Origin of the sequence: Sporosarcina gallistercoris (genome assembly GCF_014836415.1) — a bacterium.
Lineage (GTDB): Bacteria > Bacillota > Bacilli > Bacillales_A > Planococcaceae > Sporosarcina > Sporosarcina gallistercoris.
In genome coordinates this window covers 96,850-120,951 of the sequence record NZ_JACSQY010000011.1, presented here as the reverse complement: position 1 = coordinate 120,951, position 24,102 = coordinate 96,850, and the positions used below count along the sequence as shown (strand labels likewise).

21 protein-coding genes are annotated in these 24,102 nt (G+C 45.4%); 9 read left to right on the top strand and 12 right to left on the bottom strand.

What is annotated here, in order from left to right; genetic code table 11:
- Positions 1-166 precede the first annotated feature (166 nt).
- The 3 genes from H9659_RS13360 to H9659_RS13350 all read right to left on the bottom strand — a co-directional run bounded on the left by H9659_RS13360 (position 167) and on the right by H9659_RS13350 (position 3,934).
- On the bottom strand, positions 167-1,429 hold the full coding sequence (locus H9659_RS13360; RefSeq protein WP_191691414.1) for an MFS transporter: 1,263 nt from the start codon (positions 1,427-1,429) through the stop codon (positions 167-169).
- Between the two features lie 217 nt (positions 1,430-1,646).
- Complete coding sequence (locus H9659_RS13355) at positions 1,647-2,579, bottom strand: carbohydrate kinase family protein (RefSeq protein WP_191691412.1); 933 nt, start codon at positions 2,577-2,579, stop codon at positions 1,647-1,649.
- Between the two features lie 191 nt (positions 2,580-2,770).
- Positions 2,771-3,934: a tetratricopeptide repeat protein gene (locus H9659_RS13350; RefSeq protein WP_191691410.1), complete on the bottom strand. Its 1,164-nt coding sequence runs from the start codon at positions 3,932-3,934 to the stop codon at positions 2,771-2,773.
- Positions 3,935-4,153: 219 nt separating this feature from the next.
- Here H9659_RS13350 and H9659_RS13345 point away from each other — a divergent pair, with 219 nt between their 5' ends.
- Positions 4,154-5,497, top strand: a complete 1,344-nt coding sequence (locus H9659_RS13345) for an aminotransferase class V-fold PLP-dependent enzyme (RefSeq protein ID WP_191691408.1) — start codon at positions 4,154-4,156, stop codon at positions 5,495-5,497.
- 39 nt (positions 5,498-5,536) lie between these two features.
- Here the strand turns inward: H9659_RS13345 and H9659_RS13340 are convergent, their stop codons facing one another.
- A complete protein-coding gene (locus tag H9659_RS13340) occupies positions 5,537-6,817 on the bottom strand; it encodes a sensor histidine kinase (RefSeq protein WP_191691406.1) in 1,281 nt (426 codons plus the stop codon).
- On the bottom strand, positions 6,810-7,496 hold the full coding sequence (locus tag H9659_RS13335) for a response regulator transcription factor (RefSeq protein WP_191691404.1): 687 nt from the start codon (positions 7,494-7,496) through the stop codon (positions 6,810-6,812). Before H9659_RS13335 ends, H9659_RS13340 begins: the two co-directional genes overlap by 8 nt.
- A gap of 132 nt (positions 7,497-7,628) precedes the next feature.
- Here H9659_RS13335 and H9659_RS13330 point away from each other — a divergent pair, with 132 nt between their 5' ends.
- On the top strand, positions 7,629-9,689 hold the full coding sequence (locus H9659_RS13330) for a carbohydrate-binding domain-containing protein (RefSeq protein ID WP_191691402.1): 2,061 nt from the start codon (positions 7,629-7,631) through the stop codon (positions 9,687-9,689).
- A 65-nt stretch (positions 9,690-9,754) separates the two neighbouring features.
- Here H9659_RS13330 and H9659_RS15690 read toward each other — a convergent pair whose 3' ends face one another.
- Complete coding sequence (locus H9659_RS15690; protein ID WP_191691400.1) at positions 9,755-11,179, bottom strand: IS1096 element passenger TnpR family protein; 1,425 nt, start codon at positions 11,177-11,179, stop codon at positions 9,755-9,757.
- A 373-nt stretch (positions 11,180-11,552) separates the two neighbouring features.
- Here H9659_RS15690 and rsgA point away from each other — a divergent pair, with 373 nt between their 5' ends.
- Entirely contained in the window at positions 11,553-12,617 is a 1,065-nt protein-coding gene (rsgA, locus tag H9659_RS13320; RefSeq protein ID WP_225217841.1) for a ribosome small subunit-dependent GTPase A, read from the top strand.
- A gap of 54 nt (positions 12,618-12,671) precedes the next feature.
- Here rsgA and H9659_RS13315 read toward each other — a convergent pair whose 3' ends face one another.
- A complete protein-coding gene (locus tag H9659_RS13315; protein ID WP_191691397.1) occupies positions 12,672-13,409 on the bottom strand; it encodes a sulfite exporter TauE/SafE family protein in 738 nt (245 codons plus the stop codon).
- Between the two features lie 152 nt (positions 13,410-13,561).
- Positions 13,562-14,110, bottom strand: coding sequence for a hypothetical protein (locus H9659_RS13310; protein WP_191691395.1), 549 nt, complete (start codon positions 14,108-14,110; stop codon positions 13,562-13,564).
- A 143-nt stretch (positions 14,111-14,253) separates the two neighbouring features.
- Between H9659_RS13310 and H9659_RS13305 the strand changes: the two genes are divergently transcribed.
- Positions 14,254-14,433, top strand: coding sequence for a hypothetical protein (locus H9659_RS13305; RefSeq protein WP_191691394.1), 180 nt, complete (start codon positions 14,254-14,256; stop codon positions 14,431-14,433).
- A gap of 16 nt (positions 14,434-14,449) precedes the next feature.
- Entirely contained in the window at positions 14,450-15,286 is an 837-nt protein-coding gene (locus tag H9659_RS13300; protein ID WP_191691393.1) for a GNAT family N-acetyltransferase, read from the top strand.
- A 76-nt stretch (positions 15,287-15,362) separates the two neighbouring features.
- Here H9659_RS13300 and H9659_RS13295 read toward each other — a convergent pair whose 3' ends face one another.
- Entirely contained in the window at positions 15,363-16,100 is a 738-nt protein-coding gene (locus tag H9659_RS13295) for an IclR family transcriptional regulator (RefSeq protein WP_191691391.1), read from the bottom strand.
- Positions 16,101-16,244: 144 nt separating this feature from the next.
- Between H9659_RS13295 and H9659_RS13290 the strand changes: the two genes are divergently transcribed.
- Genes H9659_RS13290 through H9659_RS13275 form a run of 4 tightly spaced genes read left to right on the top strand, consistent with a single transcriptional unit; the run spans position 16,245 to position 21,027 of the window.
- Complete coding sequence (locus H9659_RS13290; protein ID WP_191691389.1) at positions 16,245-17,117, top strand: dimethylarginine dimethylaminohydrolase family protein; 873 nt, start codon at positions 16,245-16,247, stop codon at positions 17,115-17,117.
- Between the two features lie 32 nt (positions 17,118-17,149).
- Complete coding sequence (locus H9659_RS13285) at positions 17,150-17,911, top strand: dimethylarginine dimethylaminohydrolase family protein (protein WP_191691387.1); 762 nt, start codon at positions 17,150-17,152, stop codon at positions 17,909-17,911.
- A gap of 40 nt (positions 17,912-17,951) precedes the next feature.
- Positions 17,952-19,367: an amino acid permease gene (locus tag H9659_RS13280; RefSeq protein ID WP_191691385.1), complete on the top strand. Its 1,416-nt coding sequence runs from the start codon at positions 17,952-17,954 to the stop codon at positions 19,365-19,367.
- A 31-nt stretch (positions 19,368-19,398) separates the two neighbouring features.
- The gene (locus H9659_RS13275) at positions 19,399-21,027 is read left to right on the top strand and encodes a M20/M25/M40 family metallo-hydrolase (RefSeq protein WP_191691383.1); all 1,629 of its coding nucleotides are present in this window, start codon (positions 19,399-19,401) and stop codon (positions 21,025-21,027) included.
- A gap of 71 nt (positions 21,028-21,098) precedes the next feature.
- Here the strand turns inward: H9659_RS13275 and H9659_RS13270 are convergent, their stop codons facing one another.
- The 3 genes from H9659_RS13270 to H9659_RS13260 all read right to left on the bottom strand — a co-directional run bounded on the left by H9659_RS13270 (position 21,099) and on the right by H9659_RS13260 (position 23,124).
- Complete coding sequence (locus tag H9659_RS13270) at positions 21,099-21,260, bottom strand: hypothetical protein (protein ID WP_225217840.1); 162 nt, start codon at positions 21,258-21,260, stop codon at positions 21,099-21,101.
- Between the two features lie 202 nt (positions 21,261-21,462).
- The gene (locus tag H9659_RS13265; protein WP_191691380.1) at positions 21,463-21,858 is read right to left on the bottom strand and encodes a hypothetical protein; all 396 of its coding nucleotides are present in this window, start codon (positions 21,856-21,858) and stop codon (positions 21,463-21,465) included.
- 111 nt (positions 21,859-21,969) lie between these two features.
- A complete protein-coding gene (locus H9659_RS13260) occupies positions 21,970-23,124 on the bottom strand; it encodes a PstS family phosphate ABC transporter substrate-binding protein (RefSeq protein WP_191691378.1) in 1,155 nt (384 codons plus the stop codon).
- Positions 23,125-24,102: the final 978 nt, after the last annotated feature.

Here is a 24,102-nt window from a genome sequence, read left to right as displayed (position 1 = left end):
CGTTGATGTATTAAGGTTCAATACCCGTTTTACAACGTAAGGTGTTTTTATTTGTCTCACTTTTTTAGGTCAGTACCATGTCTATGTCCAGACACGCTAGCAGCTTTTTAAGTTCTTGTAGATTCGTTTACAATTCCCCACTTATGAATATGGAACCGGGGATCGATCAGTTCCAGTGACCTTGATCGACCAGTTGTTTTTTACTCTTGAATGCATAAAGGATTGCCAGAATGTTAATGACGAACATCACAACAATGATCCATAGGACGAGTGTGTATGTGCCCGTGAAATCATAGATATACCCATATGCCGGCAATGCGATGATGGATGCAACTGCAAGACCAAGGGAAGCCATTGCATAGATCTGGCTATAGTCTTTACTGCCGAACAGTGTAGATGCAAGCGTTGGTGCAAGCGTACCGATCGAAGCAGCCATGAAACCAAGAATACCGGCTGCAACTGTAATGAGTGTCGCACTGTCAGGGAAGAACAGTAACATGAAGATTGACAGAATACCAAGCACCATTGCGAGCAATGACGTGTTTTTAGAACCGATTTTATCACTAAGTACACCTAGGATCAGCGCGCCTAGTAATACACCGATCATATAGATTCCCATAACGGTTCCAGAGAATTCAACAGAATATCCTTTGTTCGCAAGGAACGTCGGGATGTGAATCGAGAAACTTGCGATTGCAGTGATCAGGAAGAAAAAGAGTGTCAACGCATAGAATGCACCCGATTTTTTTGCAACTGCCAGTGCAATCCCCTTGTCATTCAAATCCTCTGCTGCTTCACCGTCTGCAGAAACTGCTGCTGCGCCATATGGTTGTAATCCTTTGTCTTTTGGTGATTTTCGGATAAGCAGCAATATGACCGGAATGACGATGATTAAAACTGCTACACCTACGATAATATATGTCTGGCTCCAGCCTCTGCTCGCAATGAGATTACCTACGACAGGTTGGGAGATCGCACCAAGTGCACCTGCAGCAGCACCCATGATTCCAAGTGCAAGTCCATTACTTTTCTTGAACCATTGATTGATCAGAACCGGACCCGCAATAACAGTGATGAACACGCCACCTACTGCCAAAGGAATCGAGAGGAGGTACCAACCCCATACTGCTTTCATGAAGCCGAATGCAGCAAATGCGCCAGCCTGCAGTACAATTGCACCAATAAGAAGTGCTTTGATATCATACTTCGCCATCATCTTCCCGCCGATTGGCAAGAAAATCAATGTGACGATTGAAGAAATACTTAGGTAAAGCGTCAAGTTTCCGATTCCGACTCCTAAATCCTTGGCAACCGGAGTAATGAATAGACCTGCTGTATTATTGAGCGCGCCTTTTCCAAGTCCGACCATTAAACAGAGGCCAACTAGAATCCACCACGCGTAATGAAGCTTACTTTTTGTCTTGTCCATAAAAGTTCCACCTTTTCTTTTATTGTGATGCACGTACTTAATAATCCACGACATGTCCAACTAACATAGTATAACACTTCCCGAAAATATTTTGACGTTTAAACAAATAAAAAAACTCTTTCCAGAAGTCTGAAAAAAGCTCTAAGTTATCTTTTGGATAATAGTTATTATGCTTTAATTTCGATTAAATATACTTGACTGGCGGAAATAACTATTTTTAAATATCATTTTCCAGTTCCTCTAAACAAGGCATTGCAGACAGTGCACCCATTTTTGTCACACAAAGCCCTCCCATCTGATTGCCGAACCGGATTACTTCTTTCCACTCTGAAACATTTGCCGGATAGCCATACAGATGCAGCTGACGTAATATCCCCGCCATGAACGCATCTCCTGCTCCAGTTGTATCGACTGGTTCCTTTTTCTCAGCAGGGATTTGAAACTGTTCGCCGTGAATGATGGCAATCGTATCTAATTCGCCTCTGGTAATCAGGACTACAGGGATTGCCAATGTTCCAAGCCTGGATACGCCATCTTCAAATGTCTCCGTATCCATCATGAATGTCAGCTCTTCTTCTGTCAGTTTGACAAGATCGGCATCCTGTAAGAAAGAGGTTGTTGTTTCTCGACAGATTTCTTCGCTCTCCCATCGTAAGGGCCGTATATTCGCGTCGAAAGAGACGAGCGTATCTGTTTCTTTCGCAAGCTGTACCGCCCGCCGCGTCGTTTCAAGAGCTATCGGATGGAACATCGTCCCTGAACAGATATGAAGAATCGATGCTTGCTGAAACGTTTCCTTCCGCAAATCATGTGCGGTTACTTGAATATCCGGCGTTTCGTTTTGGTAACTCGCAAAGACCCGATCGTGATCTGACGTTAGATGTATGTATACGCCATTCACGCGTTTTTCAGGTTTGAGGATAGCGGCGGTCAAGTCAACCCCCTCATTCGCAAGCTCGGCGCGCACGAATTCAGAAGTCTCATCGTTCCCCGTTACAGTGATGAAAGCTACGGGTGCACCTAATCGCGCGATGCCCGCTGCCACATTGACAGTTGCTCCGCCCAAATAGGTAGTAAATGATGAATTGGTTTCGTCTTCGGCGATATGATCGACGAAGACATCGCCATAGATCAGTACATGTTTCTTCATGATAGTTGGTGTACTCCAATCCTGTGTTCTTTCGAATAGTTTATCATGGAAGTGGCACTTATAGAAAAAAATCATGCTGGTTTCCCTTCAGCTTATACGTGATCGCCACCTATATCCAACCCGATTAGTCCCTCGATTGCTGCATATGAGGGATTCCCGGGAGATACCGGCAAAGATCAACAAATTCATAGTTACGACATCAGTCGCTCAGACTGAACCTTATGTTTCGCATAAAGCGGATTATCCGGCTGCAATTCAATGGCGTGCTCAATCGCCGCAATCGCTTCTTCGTGTCTCCCTAGTGAACGTAAACTATTCGCCTTATGGAACCAGAAATCATAGCGCGATGGATGTCGATCGACGAGTTCTTCCATTACTTCGACCGCCTCTTCGTGACGTCCAAGTTCACGCAAATAGTTCGATTTATGATAGTGGTAAAACGGGTTTTCCGAAGACAATGCCGCGCCTTTATCGAACTCCTGGAGCGCATTTTCTGTTTGGTTCATCAACCTGTAACAATAAGCCGTGTAGAAATAGAACTCCAGAGCATCAGGTGCAACGGCCAACGCACGGCTATACTGCGCAAGAGCCTCTTCAAAGCGGACTTGCGCAGCTAGGTAAAAACCTGCATAAAATAACAGATCCAAGTTATCTCCATCAGACTCCAGTGCTGCTTGAACAGTTTGTGAAGCGGCTGACCAATTGTGATGTGCAGCCAATGACTTCGCTTCAATAACCGCTGGATGCTGCGGATCTTCGAGCGTATCTGTCAGTATACCTAAGACGCGGTCCTGCTTTTGTTCATCCGCATAATACACCGCTGATTTCCCATCAAAATCTTGGAGATGAACAGAAGCCCCCGCGTCATACAATGTCTGGATGACATCTGCATACAGCCTTCCCCCGTCTCCTAAAATCACAGCTTCCAACAACGCGGACCATCCAAGGTGGTTCACATGATCGACTGGAACACCTACTGCCAAACACGCTTCAACCGTATGTAAATAGCCCTTTTCAGCTGCCGGCAGCAAAGCAGTCCCGCCAAAACGGTTCACACTCGTCACGTCTGCACCAGCTTCTGCCATCAGTTTCAACGAAGCTGTGAAACCATTCGCCCCTGCGCAGATGAATGGTGTCAATTCTGTTATATCCCGATGATTCGGGTCACTCCCCGCCTCGAGCAACTGGGCGACTGCATCCGTATCATTCTTTTGAACAGCAAGCATTAACGGTGTCCGCCCCAAATCATCAGTCATTTCAACATCCGCTTTTTGTTCGAGTAATTGCGCTATACGTGGATGATCTGCTTGTTGCACAGCTTCCAGCAAAGAGGTGTCCTTGTTGTTCCCTTCCATGTCCTATCTCCTTTTCACGATCGAGTTCCTACTGATTTCAGTGTACCCGATGTTGCAGTTTTTTTCCTTACAATGCACCCGCGCTTAGGACTGGATGCGGTACATGGAATTTCCCAGTACCGCTTTCCGATTGCCTCTCGAGGCTGCAGATTCAGAGCTTATACTAGAAAACAACCATCGCTTAACTGATACGCCCTTCGTATGTGGGAGACTGCATTCATGATATACTTTTTTCAAAGAGAGGATGATCCGATGAACAACGAGCAAGCACTCCAACAAACATTCGAACAGGCACGCACCTATTTCCCAAGTCTCGGAAACTCTTATAAAGGCCGGTCTGTCCTGTTTTTCGACAATTCGGCAGGCGCGCAAGTTTCGCAATTCGTCATTGACCGCGTTACGGATTATTATATCCATCGCAATGCGCAAAAAGGGACGATTTTTACGCGTACAGCGGAGATGCAGCAAACGATTGTCGATGCTCGGCAATTGGCCGCCGATTTAGTCGGTGCAACAGACCATACGGAAATCGCGTTCGGTCAAAACGCGACAAACTTCTTCCATTTGTTCGCGCACCATCTAGGAAGAGATTTGCAGGCAGGCGATCATATCATCATTACAGAAGCGGATCACCACGCAAATGTGACACCGTGGCTGGAGCTGGCTGAACGGGATATCCACGTCCACTTATGGAATGTCGATACACAAGGGAACTTGGATTTTAATCACTATGAAAAACTGCTTGAATTGGAACCGAAAATCGTCGCAGCAGGATGGGCGTCGAACGCAACCGGAACAATCCATGACATGCAGCGCATCACAGCGATGGCTCACGCTGCGGGTGCACTCGTTGTGGCAGACGGCGTGCAAGCTGCGAGCCATATGGCGATGGATGTAAAGACGGCCGGCGTCGATTTCGCAGCATTTTCAACCTATAAAATCTTCGGTCCCCATATGGGATTCGGGTATGTGAACCGGGAGCGGCTTGAGCGGTTGGAAGGGTGGCGTATTCAGAAGGAATTGGAGAAAGACTCGTATTTCTTTGAAGTCGGATCACAGAACCATGAAGGCATTGAAGGGTTCATCGGCTCGATGGAGTACTTAGCGCAGGTGACGAAAGATGCTGAAGATCATGGTCTTTCGCTGGATAGAACCCGGCTTGCTTCCACACGTCCCTCTCGTCGTAATATCGCTGGTGCCATGCATTTCGCCCATTTGTACGAGCAGCAGCTCACAAATCACTTCCTCGCTAAACTTGCAGACGTGGAGGGTGTTGTCTTATATGGAAAAACTGCTGAACAATCTGAAGAACGGCTGCCAGTTTTCTCGTTCAATATCGAAGGAATTGCGACGGACTCTTTGGGCCACGCATTGAATGATGCAGGGGTCGAAGCACGGACAGGGAACTATTTAGCCATTCATCTCATGAAACGATTAGCTGCCCCATATGGCGGAAGTGCACTCCGGATCAGTCTCGTCCATTACAATACCATCGAGGAAATCGACCGGTTTTTCGGGATTTTTTCCCAAGTACTCACTGACTTGAAAACGAACGTAGAATAATGAACAGCAGCCGCCAGAGTATCTATCTGGCGGCTGCTCTCAGTTTTTTGGTAAAGTGATCGCAATTGTCGTCCCGTCTTCTTGATTCACTAGCGCCTGTATCGATCCCCCATGTGCATGCACAATCCACTCAGCAATCGCTAGCCCCATGCCGGATCCTCCCGTTTCACGGGAACGGGCTTCGTCTTCCCGGAAAAAACGGTTGAATACGCGCTTCACATTTTCAGGATGAATACCGATTCCCGTATCCACTACCTCTAGTGTGACCGTCTGCCCCACTTCCTTCATCCGGACTTCAATCAAATCCCCTTCACTTGTATACTTCAATGAGTTGTCCAGCAAAATGACGAGCAACTGATGAAGACGTACCTCATCAGCTTGTATCTTAGGATCCCCAACTAGTTCGAGTCTGAATATCTTATCCTGGGACTCTGCAATTTCTGAATAGGGAATACTGACAGATCGGATGAAGTCGTCAAGAGAAATCTGTTTTTTCTCGAGTTGGGTTTCAGACGAATCCGCACGTGCTAGCGTCAGCAAGTCCGCTGTCAACTTGGAGAGCCGTCTCGTTTCAGACAAACTGAGCGCAATCGGTTCGAATTTGTCTGCAATCGTTTGCTTCGGTGAACGCAGCAACAACTCTAACTTATTTTGTATCACAGTCAACGGCGTGCGGAGTTCATGGGAAGCATTTTCTACAAACTCAGTCTGCCGTTTCCAGGAACGGATAATCGGTTTCATCATTCTTTTTGACAATAAATAGCTTGCTGTAAAAGATAGGACGATGAAAATGGTGGAGCAAAGAACAAGCAGTTTCCCGAAATTTTCAAGGATTGTCTGTTCTGCATCTGTGTTAATGAGCAGTTGGGTGTAGTGTCCACGAGTCGAGTCAGCACCTTCTTGAAATAGGACAGAGCGGAAGTCGTAGTCACCCGATACTGTGATATCCGAAATGATATCCAGTTTACTGAAGTTCGGCTTATAGCTAGTAAAAACACTATCAGACAACTGTGTCCCTAGCTGCTCAGGATTCAAAATCCGCCCTTCCCCACTCCACCTAATTTCGATGATGCGTGGATTGGGGCGATTCCCATCCGGTTCATCCCTCATAGGAGGTCGTCCCCCGTCTTCCGGTTTCCCTATTCCATCTTCCACCATTTCCCGGAACGATAGCAGCTCCCTGTCTGTTTTCTCGAATAGCGTAGATCGTACTTGTGAAAAGATGATAATTCCAAACAACGTGAATATAATCGTAAATGACAGCAGGTTCAGCAACATGAAACGGAATTGCTGATTCCAAACGAGTGACTGTTTAGCCATCCTGCTCCTCCTCATCCGAGAGCATATACCCAAGCCCTCTGAAGGTTTTGATGAATCTATCGTAGTGGAATGGCTTTAGGGATTTACGCAGTTTGCTTGCATACACTTCCACAATTGCCACCGTCGTTTCCGAGTCGAATCCCCAAATCCTATCAAAAATCTGTTCTTTCGTGACAATGGAATTTTTGTTCAGCAATAAGTATTCCATCAGATCGAATTGCCGCCCGTTCAATACGACAGCTGTATCGCCAATCCTCGCTGTCCTGTTCTTGAGATCGAGCGTGAGCTCATGAAATACTGCAACTTCATCCTCACTTCTTCCACTTGAACGCCGAACTACCGCCTTCAATCGAAAGATCAATTCTTCCCGATGAAACGGTTTCACAATATAGTCATCCGCACCCTCCCGAAATCCGTGAAGCTTATCGTCAATCCCATCTTTAGCGGTCAAAATGATGACAGGCGTCTGAATCTTCGACTCCCGTAACCGTTTCAATACTTCATATCCATTCATGTAGGGCAGCATAATATCGAGCAAGATGCAATCGTAAATATTCTGTTCCGCTTGAAACAGGCCCTCTTCCCCATCAAAGGCTTGTTCGACTGTAAATAATTCTTCAGCTGTCTCCCGAATCGTTGCGGATAGATTCCGATCGTCTTCTATAATGAGAAGTTTCATGGTTCAGGTCTCCCTTTCTTCAACTGTCTTAAAAGTAATCCAGTCCATATGAAATTGCAAAACTTTTCTCAGGTTAAGGAAAGGTTAAGGTTTGGATGCGAAACTAAGTCAAAGAGATCAGGAGGTATGAACATGACAAAACGAAAATGGAAAACCGGCATCGCTGCATGTATGGTTTCTACTGCAATCCTTACAGCGTGCTCACAATCCACAGACCCACAGACAGATGCTGCTTCTTCTGCCAAAACAGATTCAGCTATAGTTGTGAATTATACAAAAGACGAGTTGAATACAGAGTGGGATGCTGCTAATGCGACTTCAATCGAGCTCACCGACTCTGGTGCAACTTTCAATGAAACAGATTGGGTTTCATTCGAAGGGAAAGTCTTGACCATTAAAGCGGGTGGAACTTACGTATTATCGGGAAACTCGGCAAACGGCCAGATCGTTGTGGATGCTGAGGATGAAGTTGCTGTGCATCTCATTTTCAATGGGGTTTCTGTCACAAATGAAGATGGAGCTGCGGTCAACATCATCCAAGCGGAGCAAACCATTCTGACCCTCGCAAAAGGAACTGAAAACAGCGTGAAAGACGGGGCCAAATATGAGAAAACCGGAGAAGATGATCCGAATGCTGTCATCTTCAGTAAAGATGACTTGTCCATAAACGGATCCGGTAGTTTGACTGTAGAGGGACTTTATAACAATGGGATCCTCAGCAAAGACGAGCTGAAAATAGCCGGTGCTCAATTGAAGGTGCAAGCAAAAGATGATGGGATCATCGGGAAGGACTTGGCAGCCATCAAGGATGGAAACGTCACAATTTCTTCAGGCGGTGATGGCATCAAAGCAACCAATAGTAAAGAGGACGATAAAGGCAATGTCGCTTTGGAAACCAGCACGATTGCCATCACTGCTGGTGCCGAGGGAATCCAGGCGAAAAACACTCTTTCTGTTAACGGGGGAACCTATACGATAGCTGCGGGTGGCGGCAGTCCAGAAACAGTGAGTAAAAAAGCGGAAGCCCCTCCTGGTTCCACTTCCACTTCTCCCGAGAAAGTCTCTAAGGAACAGACAGGCAAAGGATTGAAAGCATCTCAGTCCATTACAATCACTGACGGGTCCATTCAAGTCGACGCTTCCGATGATGCCATTCACAGCAACGGGGATGTAACGATCTCCGGAGGGACGCTGACATTGGAAACTGGGGATGACGGTATTCATGGAGATGGGCAGGTCACCTTGTCCGGTGGAAAAATAGACATTTTGAAAAGCTACGAAGGAATCGAAGGCAATGCGATTACGATTTCTGACGGGACGATTTCAGTGAACTCGACAGACGATGGCGTGAATATCTCCAGTACTAGCGAGACGGACGATCCGAATAATGATTCCTCTAAGCGGTTACTCACGATTTCAGGCGGACACTTGTCCGTGAATGCAAATGGAGACGGATTGGATGCAAATGGTTCGATCGCTATGACAGGCGGTACTGTTCTTGTAGAAGGCCCCATGTCAGACGGGGATGGTGCATTGGATTATGACGAAACCTTCCAGATGGATGGCGGGATTCTCATTGCATCAGGAAGTGCCGGGATGGCAATGGCGAGTTCCGACAGTTCGAAGCAGCCTAGTATCCTGATGACCTATTCCGAAGTGCAAAAAGCCGGAACGCTCATCCATCTGGAAGACAGTACGGGTGAAGCCATCGCGACTGTTGCACCTTCAAAAGACTATCAGGCGGTATTCATCAGCAGTCCTGACCTTAAAAAGAATGAAACGTACTCCCTATTCTCAGGAGGAAAGTCTACAGGAACGCCTGTAAATGGGCTATACCAAGATGGCACATATAGTGGCGGAAAGGAGACAGTCAGTGTCACACTTACCGATACCGTCACTTGGATGAATGAGTCCGGGGTTACGGAAGCGAAGAACAATATGCACGGTGCACCTAATGGCGGGATGCCTGGCGGTTCGGACGGCAACAATTTTGAAAAAGGTCAAAAGCCTGATGGACAACCTCCTTCCGGCGAAAAAGGTGAACTTTTTGACGGACTCGATGAGAATGTGAAAAAAGAAGCGATGACCATTCTTGAAAAAGAACGATCTGGTGAGCTGACCCGTGAAGAAGCCCAACAACAATTAGCAGAACTTGGAGTTGAAATGCCTCAACGTCCAACTGACAAAAAATGAAAAAGAGCACACAGACGACGATTGTCTGTGTGCTCTTTTTTGACTGAAAATCATTCAACTGGTTATCATCCGCAACATTTCTTATATTTCTTCCCACTGCCACATGGGCATGGATCATTGCGTCCGACCTTCACTTCAGAAGCAGCAGGCTGCTCTGTCAACGGCTTCACTTCCGAACGTTCCAATCCGAACATCTCTTGAGGGGTATGTCCCCTGTTTTCAATGAGACGAACTGTATTGGCCACGTTGATCGCAACAGGGATAATCTGTTTCACTTGTTCTTCAGATAACGGTCCTGCTTGCGCCATCAGTCTGCCGATGACTTCCATAAAATTCGCATGCCACTTGGAAAGTCCCTCCATGAACGTATGAAGCATCCGATCGATCTGGATTTGGGGAATGCTCGCCTTCTGGAATAGTTTCTCCAAATGGAGTAATTCTGTCGTCTGATCGAAATATCCAGGATCCGCATAACGCAGCAACTGTTCTTTTGGCGGCTGATAATACGGTTTCTCGATCGTTTCCCTTACAAATTGTTCCGGGACGATCCCCGCAAGTTTAGGGCCTAGGAAAACCGCATCTTTATAGAGAATATCTTCTTTCTGCAAGCTTGGATCCAGCTCACCTGAAGCGAGGAGGTCTTGCAAGTTTCCAACCGTGATTTTAAGGTCGTTTTGTAAATTGTACAGGGTGACGACTTGCTCAAACTGCACCATCCCATACAATCGGGTCATCGCTTTGATGTACAGTTCCACGTCTTCTTGCTGCTCTTTCGTAAGACCATGGTCCGCCGGCTTCTTAGGCTCCAGTTTTTTCGGTTTTGCAGGTTCCTGTTCCTCGGATACTTCAGATTCACGGTACGGATCGCTAATGATTATGTAATTATTGTGATCGATTTTGTCCCATTCGGTTTTCTTATATTTAACGAATTTCAATGCATCATTAATCCTTTTTTTATCATAAGGTACGTATCTCGCATTCGAAACCCACTGTTTCATATGATCGTGTTCGGGATGTTTGGGATCCTCCATAATCGCTAAGAACGATGAAAATCCTGGCGGTCCCCCGACATCTTCAGGCGGTGCAGTTCCTTCCCCATCTAACAGCGTCGGAAAGCCGAAGTGATAATCGTCTACGATTTCTTCCAGCTCAATTAAAAAGCGCCAGTCATCCCCCAAATCATACGTATAAATAAGCTGCTTGTGCTTCTCCAAGTACGTATCGATTTTCACCCGGGTCGGCAATTTCGGAGTCAGCGTTTTAGAACCTTTGAGTTCAGCGCGCCGAACTGGATTATCTGTGATGCACAAGCCATCCACTTCCACTTCAAAAAAGTGATACGGCTGATCCGTAAAGTAACTTTCAAAATTCGTCATTTGCTGAATCATTTCATGGAGACGGTTAAACGTCGCACCTGCAGGCATAATCACTCTTCGCCTTACCGCTGGTTCAACGTGAACCATTGTTATGTTTACTATATAAGACTTCATAGAGTCACCTCATCTATTGCTTTAATTAGTTTACTAGTGAGATTAAGTGTATCATAGTTCACTGCCGTATTGCGTTTGCACGTGCCGAGAAACGCACTTTGTTTAAAATTCCCAGCCGTTAAAAAACGTGAATATGTATTCTAAAAATTCATTGACTTCAAAACGTTTCTCCTATATGATGAATTTAACTTTCAGAAAGCAGGTGATTACTATGGCAAACTTCAACTTGACAAGTGCAATTTGGATCGGACCCATACTTTCACCTGCCATGCCTTAAGATCAGGCATGTTTCTTCTGGTATGCGCGTGAAAGCATGGAGTCCGATCCACGGACCCCATGCTTTTTTATATGCCCATATTTAGGAGGAAATCATTTGAACACATTACAAAATTACGGCTGGAACGAACTTCATCAAACTCATTGGATTGAACATCAGGAAAATTTCAAATCAAGCGAAGGCAAGATTGGACGCGTGACATTGGAACATAAGCATATGTACCGGGTCGTTACTGAACTAGGCGAGTGGCTCGCTGTCTGCTCCGGCTCTTTACTTCATCGTGCGATCGACCGGCGTGATTATCCAGCTGTCGGAGACTGGGTCGCAATCGAGCAAATGCCTGGTGAAGAACGCGGCATCATCCATTCGATCCTTCCGAGAACTTCAGTTTTTTCCCGAAAAACTGCCGGGGACTCCATGACTGAACAACTCATTGCGGTAAACGTTGACATCGTCTTTCTCGTCACTTCCATGAACGAGGATTTCAACCCAAGAAGACTAGAACGTTATTTGGTCGCTGCCTACGACTCCGGCGCCATACCTGTCATCGTGTTAACAAAAGCGGATTTGTGTGACACACCACAAGACTTTATCGACCAAGCCAGTAATATTGCATTCGGCACGGATGTATTCGCAGTCAGCAGTAAAACGGGCGCTGGGATCGATCACGTCATCGCTCTGCTGAAAGATGGTAAAACCGCAGCGCTATTAGGCTCTTCAGGTGTGGGGAAATCGTCTTTGGTCAATGCCATTTGTGGGGACGCCACTATGGACGTCCAGACGATCCGCGAAGACGATGCAAAAGGCCGCCATACAACGACACACCGGGAACTCATTGCGCTGCCAGCCGGAGGGGTCTTAATCGACACACCGGGAATGCGGGAATTTCAACTATGGAACGATAGCGAGAGCATTGAAGGCAGCTTTTCAGATATCGAGGCACTTACAGCTTCATGTAAATTCAATGACTGCAGCCATAAATCGGAGCCAGGATGCGCGATTCAACAAGCGCTGGCAGACGGTTCTCTCGCTGAAGACCGTTTCATGAGTTACCTTAAACTGCAGCGGGAAATTGCCTATCTGGAACGTAAGACGAATACGCAAGCACAAATTGCTGAGCGGAAACGATGGAAGGCAATTGCAAAAACTCAGAAGAGATGATCTATACGATAAAAAAACGAAAGCGGCAATGGGATCGGCTGCTTCCGTTTTTCATTAGTTCAGTAAGGCTTTTGCAATCAATTGGATTATCAAACCAATAATGACGAAACGCAATAGAATGCGCACGTGCTTCGGGTTCAGTTTTTCCGCAATACGCACGCCGATTTGAGCACCTGACAGGGAACCGAGTACAAGTACGAGAGCGATTGGCCAAATGATTTTCCCCATCACTATAAAACTGATGGCAGCTCCCAATCCGCTCGAAAATGTAGCAAGACGCATGAATCCAATAGAACGCGTGTAAGAAATACGCAACTGATTGAACAAAAAGAGCAGCAGCGTCCCTTGACCTGGACCGAACAATCCGTCATATAACCCGATTCCGATGAGTCCAGCTACACCTGTTTTCGATGGATGCAGAATGGCTTGACCAGCGAAGTCCGCTTTAGAAAGAAATGATAAGAAAAAGGCAGCGATCAGTAACACGATTGCAATCTTGTAAAGAGTTGCTTCTGCAATGTGAGTCGCTGTGAGACCACCTAGCGTGCCCGCAGCAAGCGAAACTGGAAGAATCCACCACGATTCACGGAGGGTAATCTGTTTTTTCAAAAGAACAGTGAGGAACGTAGTGAAGGAACTGATTGTCGTGGAGATCTTATTTGCCCCGATTACAGAATGAATCGGAATTCCCATCAACAGCATCGCGGGCATGGTAATGAGGCCACCTCCGCCCGCAAGCGTTCCAAGCATCATTGCAATCAGTCCTGTGAAAAAGAGTAAGATATACTCCATTCTCACTCGCCTCCCTTCTGACTGGAGTATACCTCTCTGCGTCAGATAAGGTAATTCGATTGTTACGAACGAATAGCATAAGGTGTTCTTATGTCATGTTGCCGCGGCTATTTGAATCATCAATACTTCTTTGCTGTGTCAGAAGAAAAGGACTACTTCACCGAGTCGGTTTTCTTTTTCTTCTTCCATGCGGGATACGATTTACTGACGAACGGAATTTCGTCACAGCCTAGCGCTCTATTTGTATACACAGCCATCACAAATAACACATTCGCCATCAGTTGAGCGAAATCGAAAAGGATTTCAGGGACTTCACGTTCTAACGACACTTTATGAAGGGCACGCACAGATTTCTTTGCCTCACTGCGACATACGTGAAGTACAGTGGCGGCATGCGTTCCTTGGGGCAATACAAATTGTTCGAGTAAATCGCCAAGTTCTTCGACATACTCATCATATATGTCACTTAGACGCTGTAAGTCTTCTGGGAAGATTGCTAGTTTTCCGCGGACGGAACCATTTAAGTGATACGCAAGAGGTTGGAGCCACCGAAGATCGGTTTGGACCTTTTCGATGTCTTCGGTTAAAGACAATGCTTCTCCTATTCTTGTCGTCAACGAGTCCGTGCGAATTTCAAAATCCACCGTAGACGCGGATTCTCTCATGAATGGGTAACATATATAACGCATATCTTTTTTCATACGGTTCCCTTCTTTCATTAAGATTCATTTGGATCAGTATATCACATAGCTTTGTCACGTTATTTTTTATGATTGAAAGCGTAATTAGCATAAGTTGGTTATGATATACTATTCAGTAAATAATAGGAGAGGTGAATGAGGATATGAAACAACTGACTGCGGCAATCTATTTATGCAGCTCCATATTTGTGAGCCTGTATGTATTGAACATTATGATGCTGTACAGCGCAGCCTATCATTTTGCATTATGGATCTTCCCTATTCTCTTACTAATTCTATTCTACGTAACGGTAAAACCGGAACAATCCGCTGAAAAACAATAACTATTGGAGGCATAACATGCTAACAGTCCAACAGCTTGAAGGAATTCAACATTTACAACACCAATGTGAAGAGCACGACCAGATCGAATTGAAATTGAATTGGGAAATGCTTAGGGATCGAAGAGAAGAGTCTTTGGATTTCTTTGTTTGGAAAGAGAATGTTCTCATCGCTTATTTAGCGTTATACGGATTCGGTTCAACCGTCGAAGTATGCGGTATGGTAAAGCCAAGTGAACGCAGGAATGGACACTTTTCAAATCTTTGGATGAAGGCACAACAAGCGATTGTGGAAAAAGGGTTCACAAAAGTACTGTTCAATGCGCCCGGGACATCACAATCCGCAAAAGAATGGATGGCAGGCCAATCATGCGACTATTCGTTTTCAGAGTTCCATATGCATTGGAATCCGAAAGAGCTTGCAGACTCGAAGGACATAGTGTTGCGAGAGGCTACTCTGGAAGACAAAACGTTTGAAACCGCTTTGGATGCTGAAGCCTTCTCCCTTTCATTAGAAGACGCTGAAGCCTACTATAACCAACGCTTGTCCCGTGAAAGAGAGCGCAGGTACATTATCGAAGTCGATGGAAGCCCCATCGGTAAGATACGCGTCATGCGGAATCCGAATGAATCCTACCTTTCAGGCTTTGCGGTGCTGCCTGAATGCAGAGGAAAAGGCTACGGCGGTCAAGCACTGCAATTGGTTGTCAAACAGGAACAGTCTACTGGAAACATTATAAAGCTGGATGTAGAAACGCAGAATGATAATGCGCTGAAGTTGTATGAACGAATCGGATTTGTACAGCAGGAGCGACAGGATTATTACGACGTTCCTCTTGCTTTGCTAACTAAATAATCAGATGCTTAAACGAAAAAGCAGAAGAGGAAATGGTACCATCTCCTCTTCTGCTTTTAATAATGGCATTTTTTCGTTAACTGCGGCGGCCAATCTTTTCAGACACCCGTTCCTTTGCAGCTAGGATTTTCTCGATCATCGTCTGCAGTCTCTCCTCTGAAAGATTAAATGTTACACATCCAATACTGATTGCACCTATCACTTCTCCTGAACGAGTTACTATAGCCACTCCGATTGATGAAGTACCTTCAGTCCGTTCTCCGTGACTGATTGCATAGCCCTGCTTTCGAATCTTTTCCAACATTTCTTTGAACGATTCTTGCTCATCTTCCGGCACAAGCTGCTGAATGATAGTCTCCGATTGTGTATCCGGCATACACGCTAACATGATTTTGTTAGCCGCTCCTATATTCATAGGAATCCGCAGACCGAGCTTGTCATACATCCGGATCTGGTTATTCTCATTATCGATCCTCTCGATAATGATCGCCTCCATCCCCGTACATTTACTCAAGTAAATACTTTCTTCCACTTCCCTGCTGAGCCGATCCAATTCCGGTCGGATCGACGATACATAGTCCATCGTATCGTATGCGCGAAGACCATATTCCATCCATACGGGGCCTAATTTATAAAGTTTCGTATCCGTGTCCTGTTCAGCGAGACCTTGTTTCACCATCGATTTCAAGATGCGATGGAGCGTGCTCAACGCTAAGTCACATTCCTTAGCAAGATCAGAGATTGAGATGCCACTAGAAGTATTCTCGTTTGCTAAAATTTTGGCAAGCTGCATGACCCGATCGATTGACTGCATAAGTTCACTTCCTAGTTATGAGAGTAAATTCTTAAATAATGTTCAAAATACATTGACATTATACCATACTCAGAATATATTAACAGATAAGGTTTCCTTTCATCGGAAACACTTTCCACTAGTCGGAAAAAAGGAGGCGGAATAATGAGATACAACAGTTCAATGTACAGCCCACTAAAGCATGTGATTATGAAACAGCCTACGGATGCTTTCAAGTCTCAAGAACATCTCTCAAAAAACTGGAAGACGTTCAACTACCTAAAAGAACCGAATTTCGAAGAAGCATGCGCTGAATTTTCGGAATTGATAAATATCATCGAACAGCAAGGTGCTCAAATTGACTATCTTCCTTCAAGCGATACAGTCGGTTTGGATTCAATTTATGCCCACGATCCAGTGAAATTCACTCCAGCTGGTGCACTTATCTTAAAATCCGGCAAAAAACTTCGCCAGCCTGAAGCAGCGGTATTCAAAGAGTTTCTCACAGAAAAAGGAATTCCGATTGTCGGAGAACTTACAGGCGATGCGGTTTCTGATGCCGGGGATATCGTATGGCTGGATGACCGGACATTACTCGTTGGACGAGGCTACCGGACGAATGACGAAGCGATTCGCCAGTTGAAAGAAATGACAGTTGACTTAGTGGATGAATTCATTGTCGTCCAGCTCCCACATGACCAAGGTGAGGAAGAATGTCTGCATCTGATGTCCTTCCTGAGTATCGTGGACAAAGATCTCGCTGTCGTCCATTCACCATTGATGCCCGTTTTCCTCCGCCAGCTGTTGCTTGAGAAGGGGTTCAAGCTGATCGAAGTGCCGAAAGAAGAATATGACACGTTAGGTTGTAATGTGCTGGCACTTGCCCCTCGTGTTTGTGTGCTGACAGAAGAGAACGCTTACACGATACAACAATTGAAGGCGGCAGGTGCAACTGTACACGCCTATAAAGGACAAGAAATCAGTCTTCTCGGTACAGGCGGACCTACATGTTTGACTTGCCCAGTCGTACGAGGATAAAAACTATTCGCTATTGAAAAGGAGAGAGTGCAATGTTCACGAATGTAATCGTCAAAAAACCCGGTAAAAGTTATTTGGAAGGTCTTACTACATCTGATTTAGGAAAGCCGGATTATGAACTGTTGCTAAAGCAGCATGATGCATATGTACAAGCACTGAAGAAGTGTGAAGTGACTGTCACTGAGCTCGAAGCAAGTGAAGAGTTTCCAGACTCGACATTTGTGGAAGACGCGGCTGTATTGACTTCTGATTTTGCAGTGATCACAAACCCCGGAGCGGAATCGAGAAACGCGGAAACCGTTGAAATCGAAGCCATCACTAAAAAGTTCTACAACAAGTTTTATTTCATCCAATCCCCTGGAACGCTTGATGGCGGGGATGTCTTACAGGCAGAAGATCACTTTTACATTGGCATCTCTGAACGGACGAACGAAGAAGGCGCTAAACAGCTCAAGAAAATCTTGGAGTCGGAAGGATACGAAGCAACAATTATCCCTTTGAAAGAGTTCTTCCATTTGAAAACAGGGATTGCCTACCTCGGAAACAACCAATTAGTCGTTGCAGGGGAGTTCGTGGATCATCCCGCATTTGACTCCTATGAAAAGATTGTCATCGGGAAGGAAGATGAGTATTCGGCGAACTGTATCCGTGTGAATGACTATGTGATCATTCCAAGCGGCTTCCCGGAAACAAATCGCAAATTCACTGAAGCTGGCTATCAAACAATTGAATTGGACATGTCTGAAGTTCAAAAGCACGATGGCGGCCTAAGCTGTCTATCGCTTCGCTTCTAAAGAACCCAGCGCTATATCCGAACGAGAGGAAGGGAAACCCATGAAAAACCTGGAAGAACCTCAATTAAATCGTTCCATGAAAAGCCGCCACTTGATGATGTTGTCACTTGGCGGTGTAATCGGAACAGGATTATTTCTAAACGTCGGTTACACGATCAACCAAGCAGGACCTGGAGGCGCACTTGTAGGCTATCTGATTGGCGGTCTCATTTTGTATATGGTTATGACCTGTCTCGGCGAACTAGCGGTCTACATGCCAGTGACCGGGTCTTTTCAAAAGTATGCTTCCCGCTATATCAGCCCTTCTGCAGGCTTTTCCCTCGGTTGGATGTATTTTGTAGGGTCCGCCGCAACCGCAGGAGTGGAATTCACTGCTGCAGGAATTCTCATGAAGCATTGGTTTCCAGAGACGCCTGTTTGGATATGGTGCGCCGTATTCATGGTGTTACTTTTTGCATTGAATGCCCTCACAACGAAAGGGTTTGCGGAAGCGGAGTTTTGGTTTGCGAGCATTAAAGTTATCGCTGTACTTGCCTTTATCGTCATCGGAGCTGCAGCGATCATCGGCTGGATTCCTCTAGACGGAAAACCGACGCCGCATTTAACGAACCTGGCACCTTCAGGACTATTCCCGGCAGGCATTGCAATTGTATTCATTACGATGATGAATGTCATCTTCTCCTACCAAGGCTCTGAATTGGTCGGAATTGCTGCCGGTGAAACTGAAAACCCGGAGAAGAATATCCCGAAAGCGATCCGGACGATCCTCTTCAGAATCGTCGTGTTCTATATCGCGTCGATTGTTGTCCTATCGGCAATCTTCCCTTCTTCTGAACTCGGTTTGATGCAAAGTCCATTCGTCACATTGATGGAGCTTGCCGGTGTCCCTTATGCTGCAAGTATTATGAACTTCGTCATCTTGACTGCCATTCTATCAGTCGGAAACTCCTGCTTATACGCATCAACCCGTTTGCTATGGTCGATGGCGAATGATGGTATGGCCCCTTCCGTCTTCGGTCGTTTGACTAAACGGAAAGTACCATTGAATGCTTTGATTTTCACAATGGCATTTTCGTTACTCTCCCTTCTGACAAGCGTTATGGAAGCGGATGCAGTGTTTGTTTTGCTCATGTCCATCGCTGCAATTGCTGTCACGATTTCGTGGATGGGCATAGCAACGTCCCAGCTATTATTCAGAAGACGCTACTTGAAACAAGGCGGAAAACTGGAAGATCTCCAGTATCGGGTGAAGTTTTATCCTTTAGTTCCACTTACTTGTATCTCGTTCTGTTTGATCATCCTTATTTTCCTAGCGTTTGACCCATCACAGCGTATCGGGTTGGGATACGGTATCGGTTTCTTTGCCGCTTGTATGATTTTTTATAAGGTGAGACTCGAGAAGAAGCACATCGCGGATGGCACATTAACGGTCGAACCCGCAGAAGTGAATCAATGATGAATGACATTTCAATTCAGGAGGCTATAGAATGAGTACTTCACAATGGAATACACCCGCTTCACTGAGAAGTTTACTGAACGAACTCGTTAGCTGGGACAGCCGCACGACTACGGATGGGGAATGCACGTTTTCTACACGTGTTGCGGAAAAACTGAGGACATTGGCATATTTCACACACCATCCTGAGCATTTGAAGCTCCAGGACGCTGGCCTCGGAAGAAATTCCGTGCTTGCGCTTTACAAGAATCCTTCAGCCACAGATACGATTGTGCTGATCAGCCATTTCGATACCGTATGGACAGAAGAATACGGTGTAATGGAACCGCTTGCATTCCAACCTGAAGCGTTGACTGCCGCGCTCCACCAAGTGGCGGATGAACTTCCGGAGGATGCACGGAACGACTTATTGTCCGGTGACTACTTATTCGGGCGTGGCACGATGGACATGAAGATGGGGTTAGCCCTTCACATGGCACTTATTGAAAAAGCATCACTCGAGCAGTGGCCGATCAATCTAGTCTTGCTGACGGTTCCTGACGAAGAAGTGAATTCAGCAGGGATGCGGACAGCTGTAGAAGAACTCGTCCGCATGCGTGATGTGTATGGTCTTTCTTACAAGCTTTTCTTGAACAGTGAACCGACATTTTCACAAGAACCAGGAGATCCTAAAGAGTATATCTATTCAGGGACGATTGGAAAAATCATGCCCGCTGCGTTGTTTTACGGAAAAGAAACCCACGTCGGTGAGCCGTTGAAAGGTTTGACAGCAACGTATATCTCATCGTTTCTAGCTCAGGAGATGGAATTCAATCCGTTGTTCAAAGAGACGAATTACGGGGAAACCACCCCTCTTCCCGTCTCGTTGCAGCTGAAGGATTTGAAGACGTCCTATTCAACGCAAACGCCTTATCGTGCAGCTTCTTTATATAACGTATTTCTGATGGATCGCGATGCTTCAGAAATCATGCAGCTGTTTTCAGACGTCGCCCGTCAAGCGATGGATGCTTGTAATGCATCGTATCAACAGATTTGCGAACGGGAAGGAGCGGAGCCAGTCGGTGAAGTGCGCGTCATGCGTTACGAGGAATTATTGGAGTATGCACAATCGAAACTTGGTTCAGAGGCTGTAGAATCGATGATTACGGATGCGGTTCTGGATCAGGAGCTGGACGATCGAGAGAAATGCTTCAAGATTACAGATGCGTTGCTGATCGAATGCCAAGAATTGACGCCTGCAAACGTATTAATGTTTGCTCCTCCTTATTATCCAGCGGTGAACACGTCAGAAGATCCTTTAGTGATCAACTCTATTGACTTGATGAAGAAAACGGCGATAGAGTTAGGGACTCATGTCGATCAAATCCATTACTTCAACGGCATATGTGATTTAAGTTATGTCCATTACACTGGGACTGCAACAGGTTGGACTGCATATGAGCACAACACGCCTGTATGGGGGAAGACATATAGTATTCCATTTCAAGCTATGACGGAGTTGGATGCACCTGTACTCAATGTCGGACCATTCGGTAAAGATGCCCATCAACGTACGGAACGTCTTCATATTGAGAGTGCGTTTGTGCGTCTGCCGTTGATGCTGGAAGTTTTGGTGAAGAGTATGTGTTCAGTGGGAGAAATTGAGCACGCTATTTCATAAGGTAATGAATTGAATTTCACATCGTTGCCCCTATCTACTTCTCATTGGAGGCGTAGACAGGGGTTTTTAGATTATGCTTTTGCTGTCTCTTCATCCTCTACATTTGGGCGGTTGCTTTCATCCTTGAAGTAGCTTGCAATGAATCCGGCGACTAGAAAAGTTCCAGTAAGATAGAATCCAGAAGCGAGGCTGCCAGTTTCGTCTGTAAGAAAACCTGTGATATAAGGTGGCAAAATGGATGCTTACATCCCAAAAGAAATAGACCATCACTCCCGCTTACTAGAGGAAAGACGGTCTGCTATGCGTTTAATTGTTCATTGAAACGTTAGTATCGTGTAGATTTTATGCACCCGTGGCAGTGTGAGTTCTAGATTCAGAAAATGATATACGGAACGTCTCGAGGTAATCACTGCGTTTTCCTATAGGGTGCGCGGTTCATTCAACTATATCTAACGGTAATACTGGATCATTCTCTATGTATCTGGAATAATTCCAACTTCTATTGGATACATCCGTACATGCTTGATCTACACATGTAAATATATAGGATTGTTTATCGGTTACGACACTCACTACATAGGTTGCCATGGAAGCCGGGTCCCCCCCATTGAATCGGCTTACTCCTTGTTTGATGGCATAGACAGTTTCTTTGGATGCAATGTCCTGATACTGTTTATTCCCCAGCACCATCATGGTCATTTCCCCTAAAATCACTTGGTCCTCAAAGTTAGGCGAGGACGAACGGATGTTATAACGATCGACGGCCAAATACAATACAGTGACGATGCTTGCAAATAATAGAAGAGATAGTATGAGTGTTGACTTTTTCATTGGATCACAACTCCTTTTAACAGGTTCATAATCGATTTCCAAGATACTCAAAAGTCATATCTATATTGTGCAGGCAATCGAATTTCGTTCCATGTACTTTTCTGTTGTTCCTTAGTTCCCTTCTCGTAGCGAAACGTAGCCGGATTTCTCCAACAGGCGCTGTCCTTCTTCTGACACCATCCAGTCGATGAACTGCTGAACATTTGGATTGTCCGTACCTGCTGTCACGACATAAAATTCACGTACTAGCGGGTATTCACCTGAGCGGATCGAGTCGTTGGTCGGTGCCACTCCATCTATATTCAGCAGCTTGATTTTTTGCTTTTCCACTAATTCCAACGTTGTGAATCGATGCGAAAATCCAATCGCATTTTTATAATTACGGTACTCTGCACGCTGCTGAACGATGCCGTACCCATCTTCAAACTCGTCCTCGGTCGCGGGCTTCATCGGCGGTGTGCCTTCCATGAATTGCTCTAACGCCTTCTGACTCCTACTGTTGGTTTTCCGCTGATATGCGATAATCGGCATATCCTGTCCACTTACTTCTTTCCAGTTTTCGGTAGTCCCCGCATAGATCTCTCGGATTTGCTGAGTCGTCAAGTTCTGCACCGGATTTTTTTCATTCACAAAAAATACGAATGCTTCTTTGCCAATCGGCGTCACTGTCAGTTCAAGCCCTGCTTCCTTTGCTTTGTTATAATGCCATTTCATAGGTGCAGTGGTGAAAATCAAGTCCGCCTTGCCCTCGATCAAATGCGTAAACGAATAGCCTCCACCATCCCCCATTACGAGACCATCTTTCATATACGAAGGATACTCCCCTTCAGGATAAACAGCTTCTACAAAAGCAGCATACATGGGATACAGCCAAGTCTCGCCATCCAGTTTCGGCAGCGGTTCCTGGAGTTTCAACGATGCTGGTGTTTTAAGTTGAGCAAGTTTAGAATCCTCTCTAAATGGCTGGTAAAACGTTGGATTTACTTCTTCGTTTACTATCCTAATGCTTTCAGTGTGTGCTTCCCGAAGTGGTACGTAGCCTGTTATCACAAGTGCGATACTAGCAATGCCGATGAAAGTGAAGATCCTTTTACGCGTCGTGAAGAATTTGTTTAAGGATAAGGAGACGACCAAATATAAGACTGTCGGGAATACAATAATTAACGGTATGTGATAAGCCGTTCCATTCATCATCGCCATGCAGAAGGCAATAAAAGTTAAAAATACGAGTACAACGAGCAGCATTGCTGATAATAAAACCGCCACCTAAACCCTCTCCTAGCCAATGAAATTTTTGTTTCTATGCGACATTTTAGGTTTTCATAATCTCTTTTCTTACATTAGATAGTTAACCGCACATCCTCTGTTTTTCTCGAGTTGCTACGCTTCATCTTAAGAATGTTGGAGGTGATCTTTCGACTGCATTATATACAGGCAGCAAGTATCGGAATAAATTACAGTTTAGGAGATCGCAATTACATACAAGTTCTCTGGTATGGCACTTATTAATGGTACATATCCGAACTCCTCTTGCAGCAAAGCAATTACTAAGGAAATTAACCAAGGGACCCAAGATAATTATAGTTCTCAACAAATTCAACAAATATATATTTGTGTTATTTAGTGTATTATTACACCATTAGTTCCTTTAGTCAATAAGCACATAGTTTATTTATAATGGCGAAGTCACATAGCGCACATAAGGCATAATTTTAATGCAACTGGTAGTAGGTGAGCCAGTGTTCTTCGACATATCCCATCGGTTGCCGGTCACTTGGAGCCCGATCTCGATCATCTAATGTCCTTTACCAATCAACTCTTCGCATTTCTCCGACACATAGCCGAGTTTCTCGATAGCGAGACACAATTTAACTACTTTAAGGGATTATTTGGTAGCGCTTCGCTTGTTTAGTGAGGGCTAGTTCACCGGCCAGGAGATGAATGCTTTCTCCGACACGTATGGATGATTGTCCGACATCGGGAGTGGTTTCTCCGACATTTCTCTTAGTTTCTCCATCACCTCGAGATATTTCTCCGACACGTAGCGAAGTTTGTCGATAACGGGACACAATTCAACTGCTTTAAGGGACTAATTGGCAGCGCTTCGCTAGTTGAGGGAGGGCTATCTCACTGGATCAAACGGTTTCCGCGTTCACCGACACATCTCACCGGTTGCCTGTCACCTGTTGAGAGTTCTCAATCACCTAGTGCCCTTTACCAATCAACTCTTTCCATTTCTCCGAC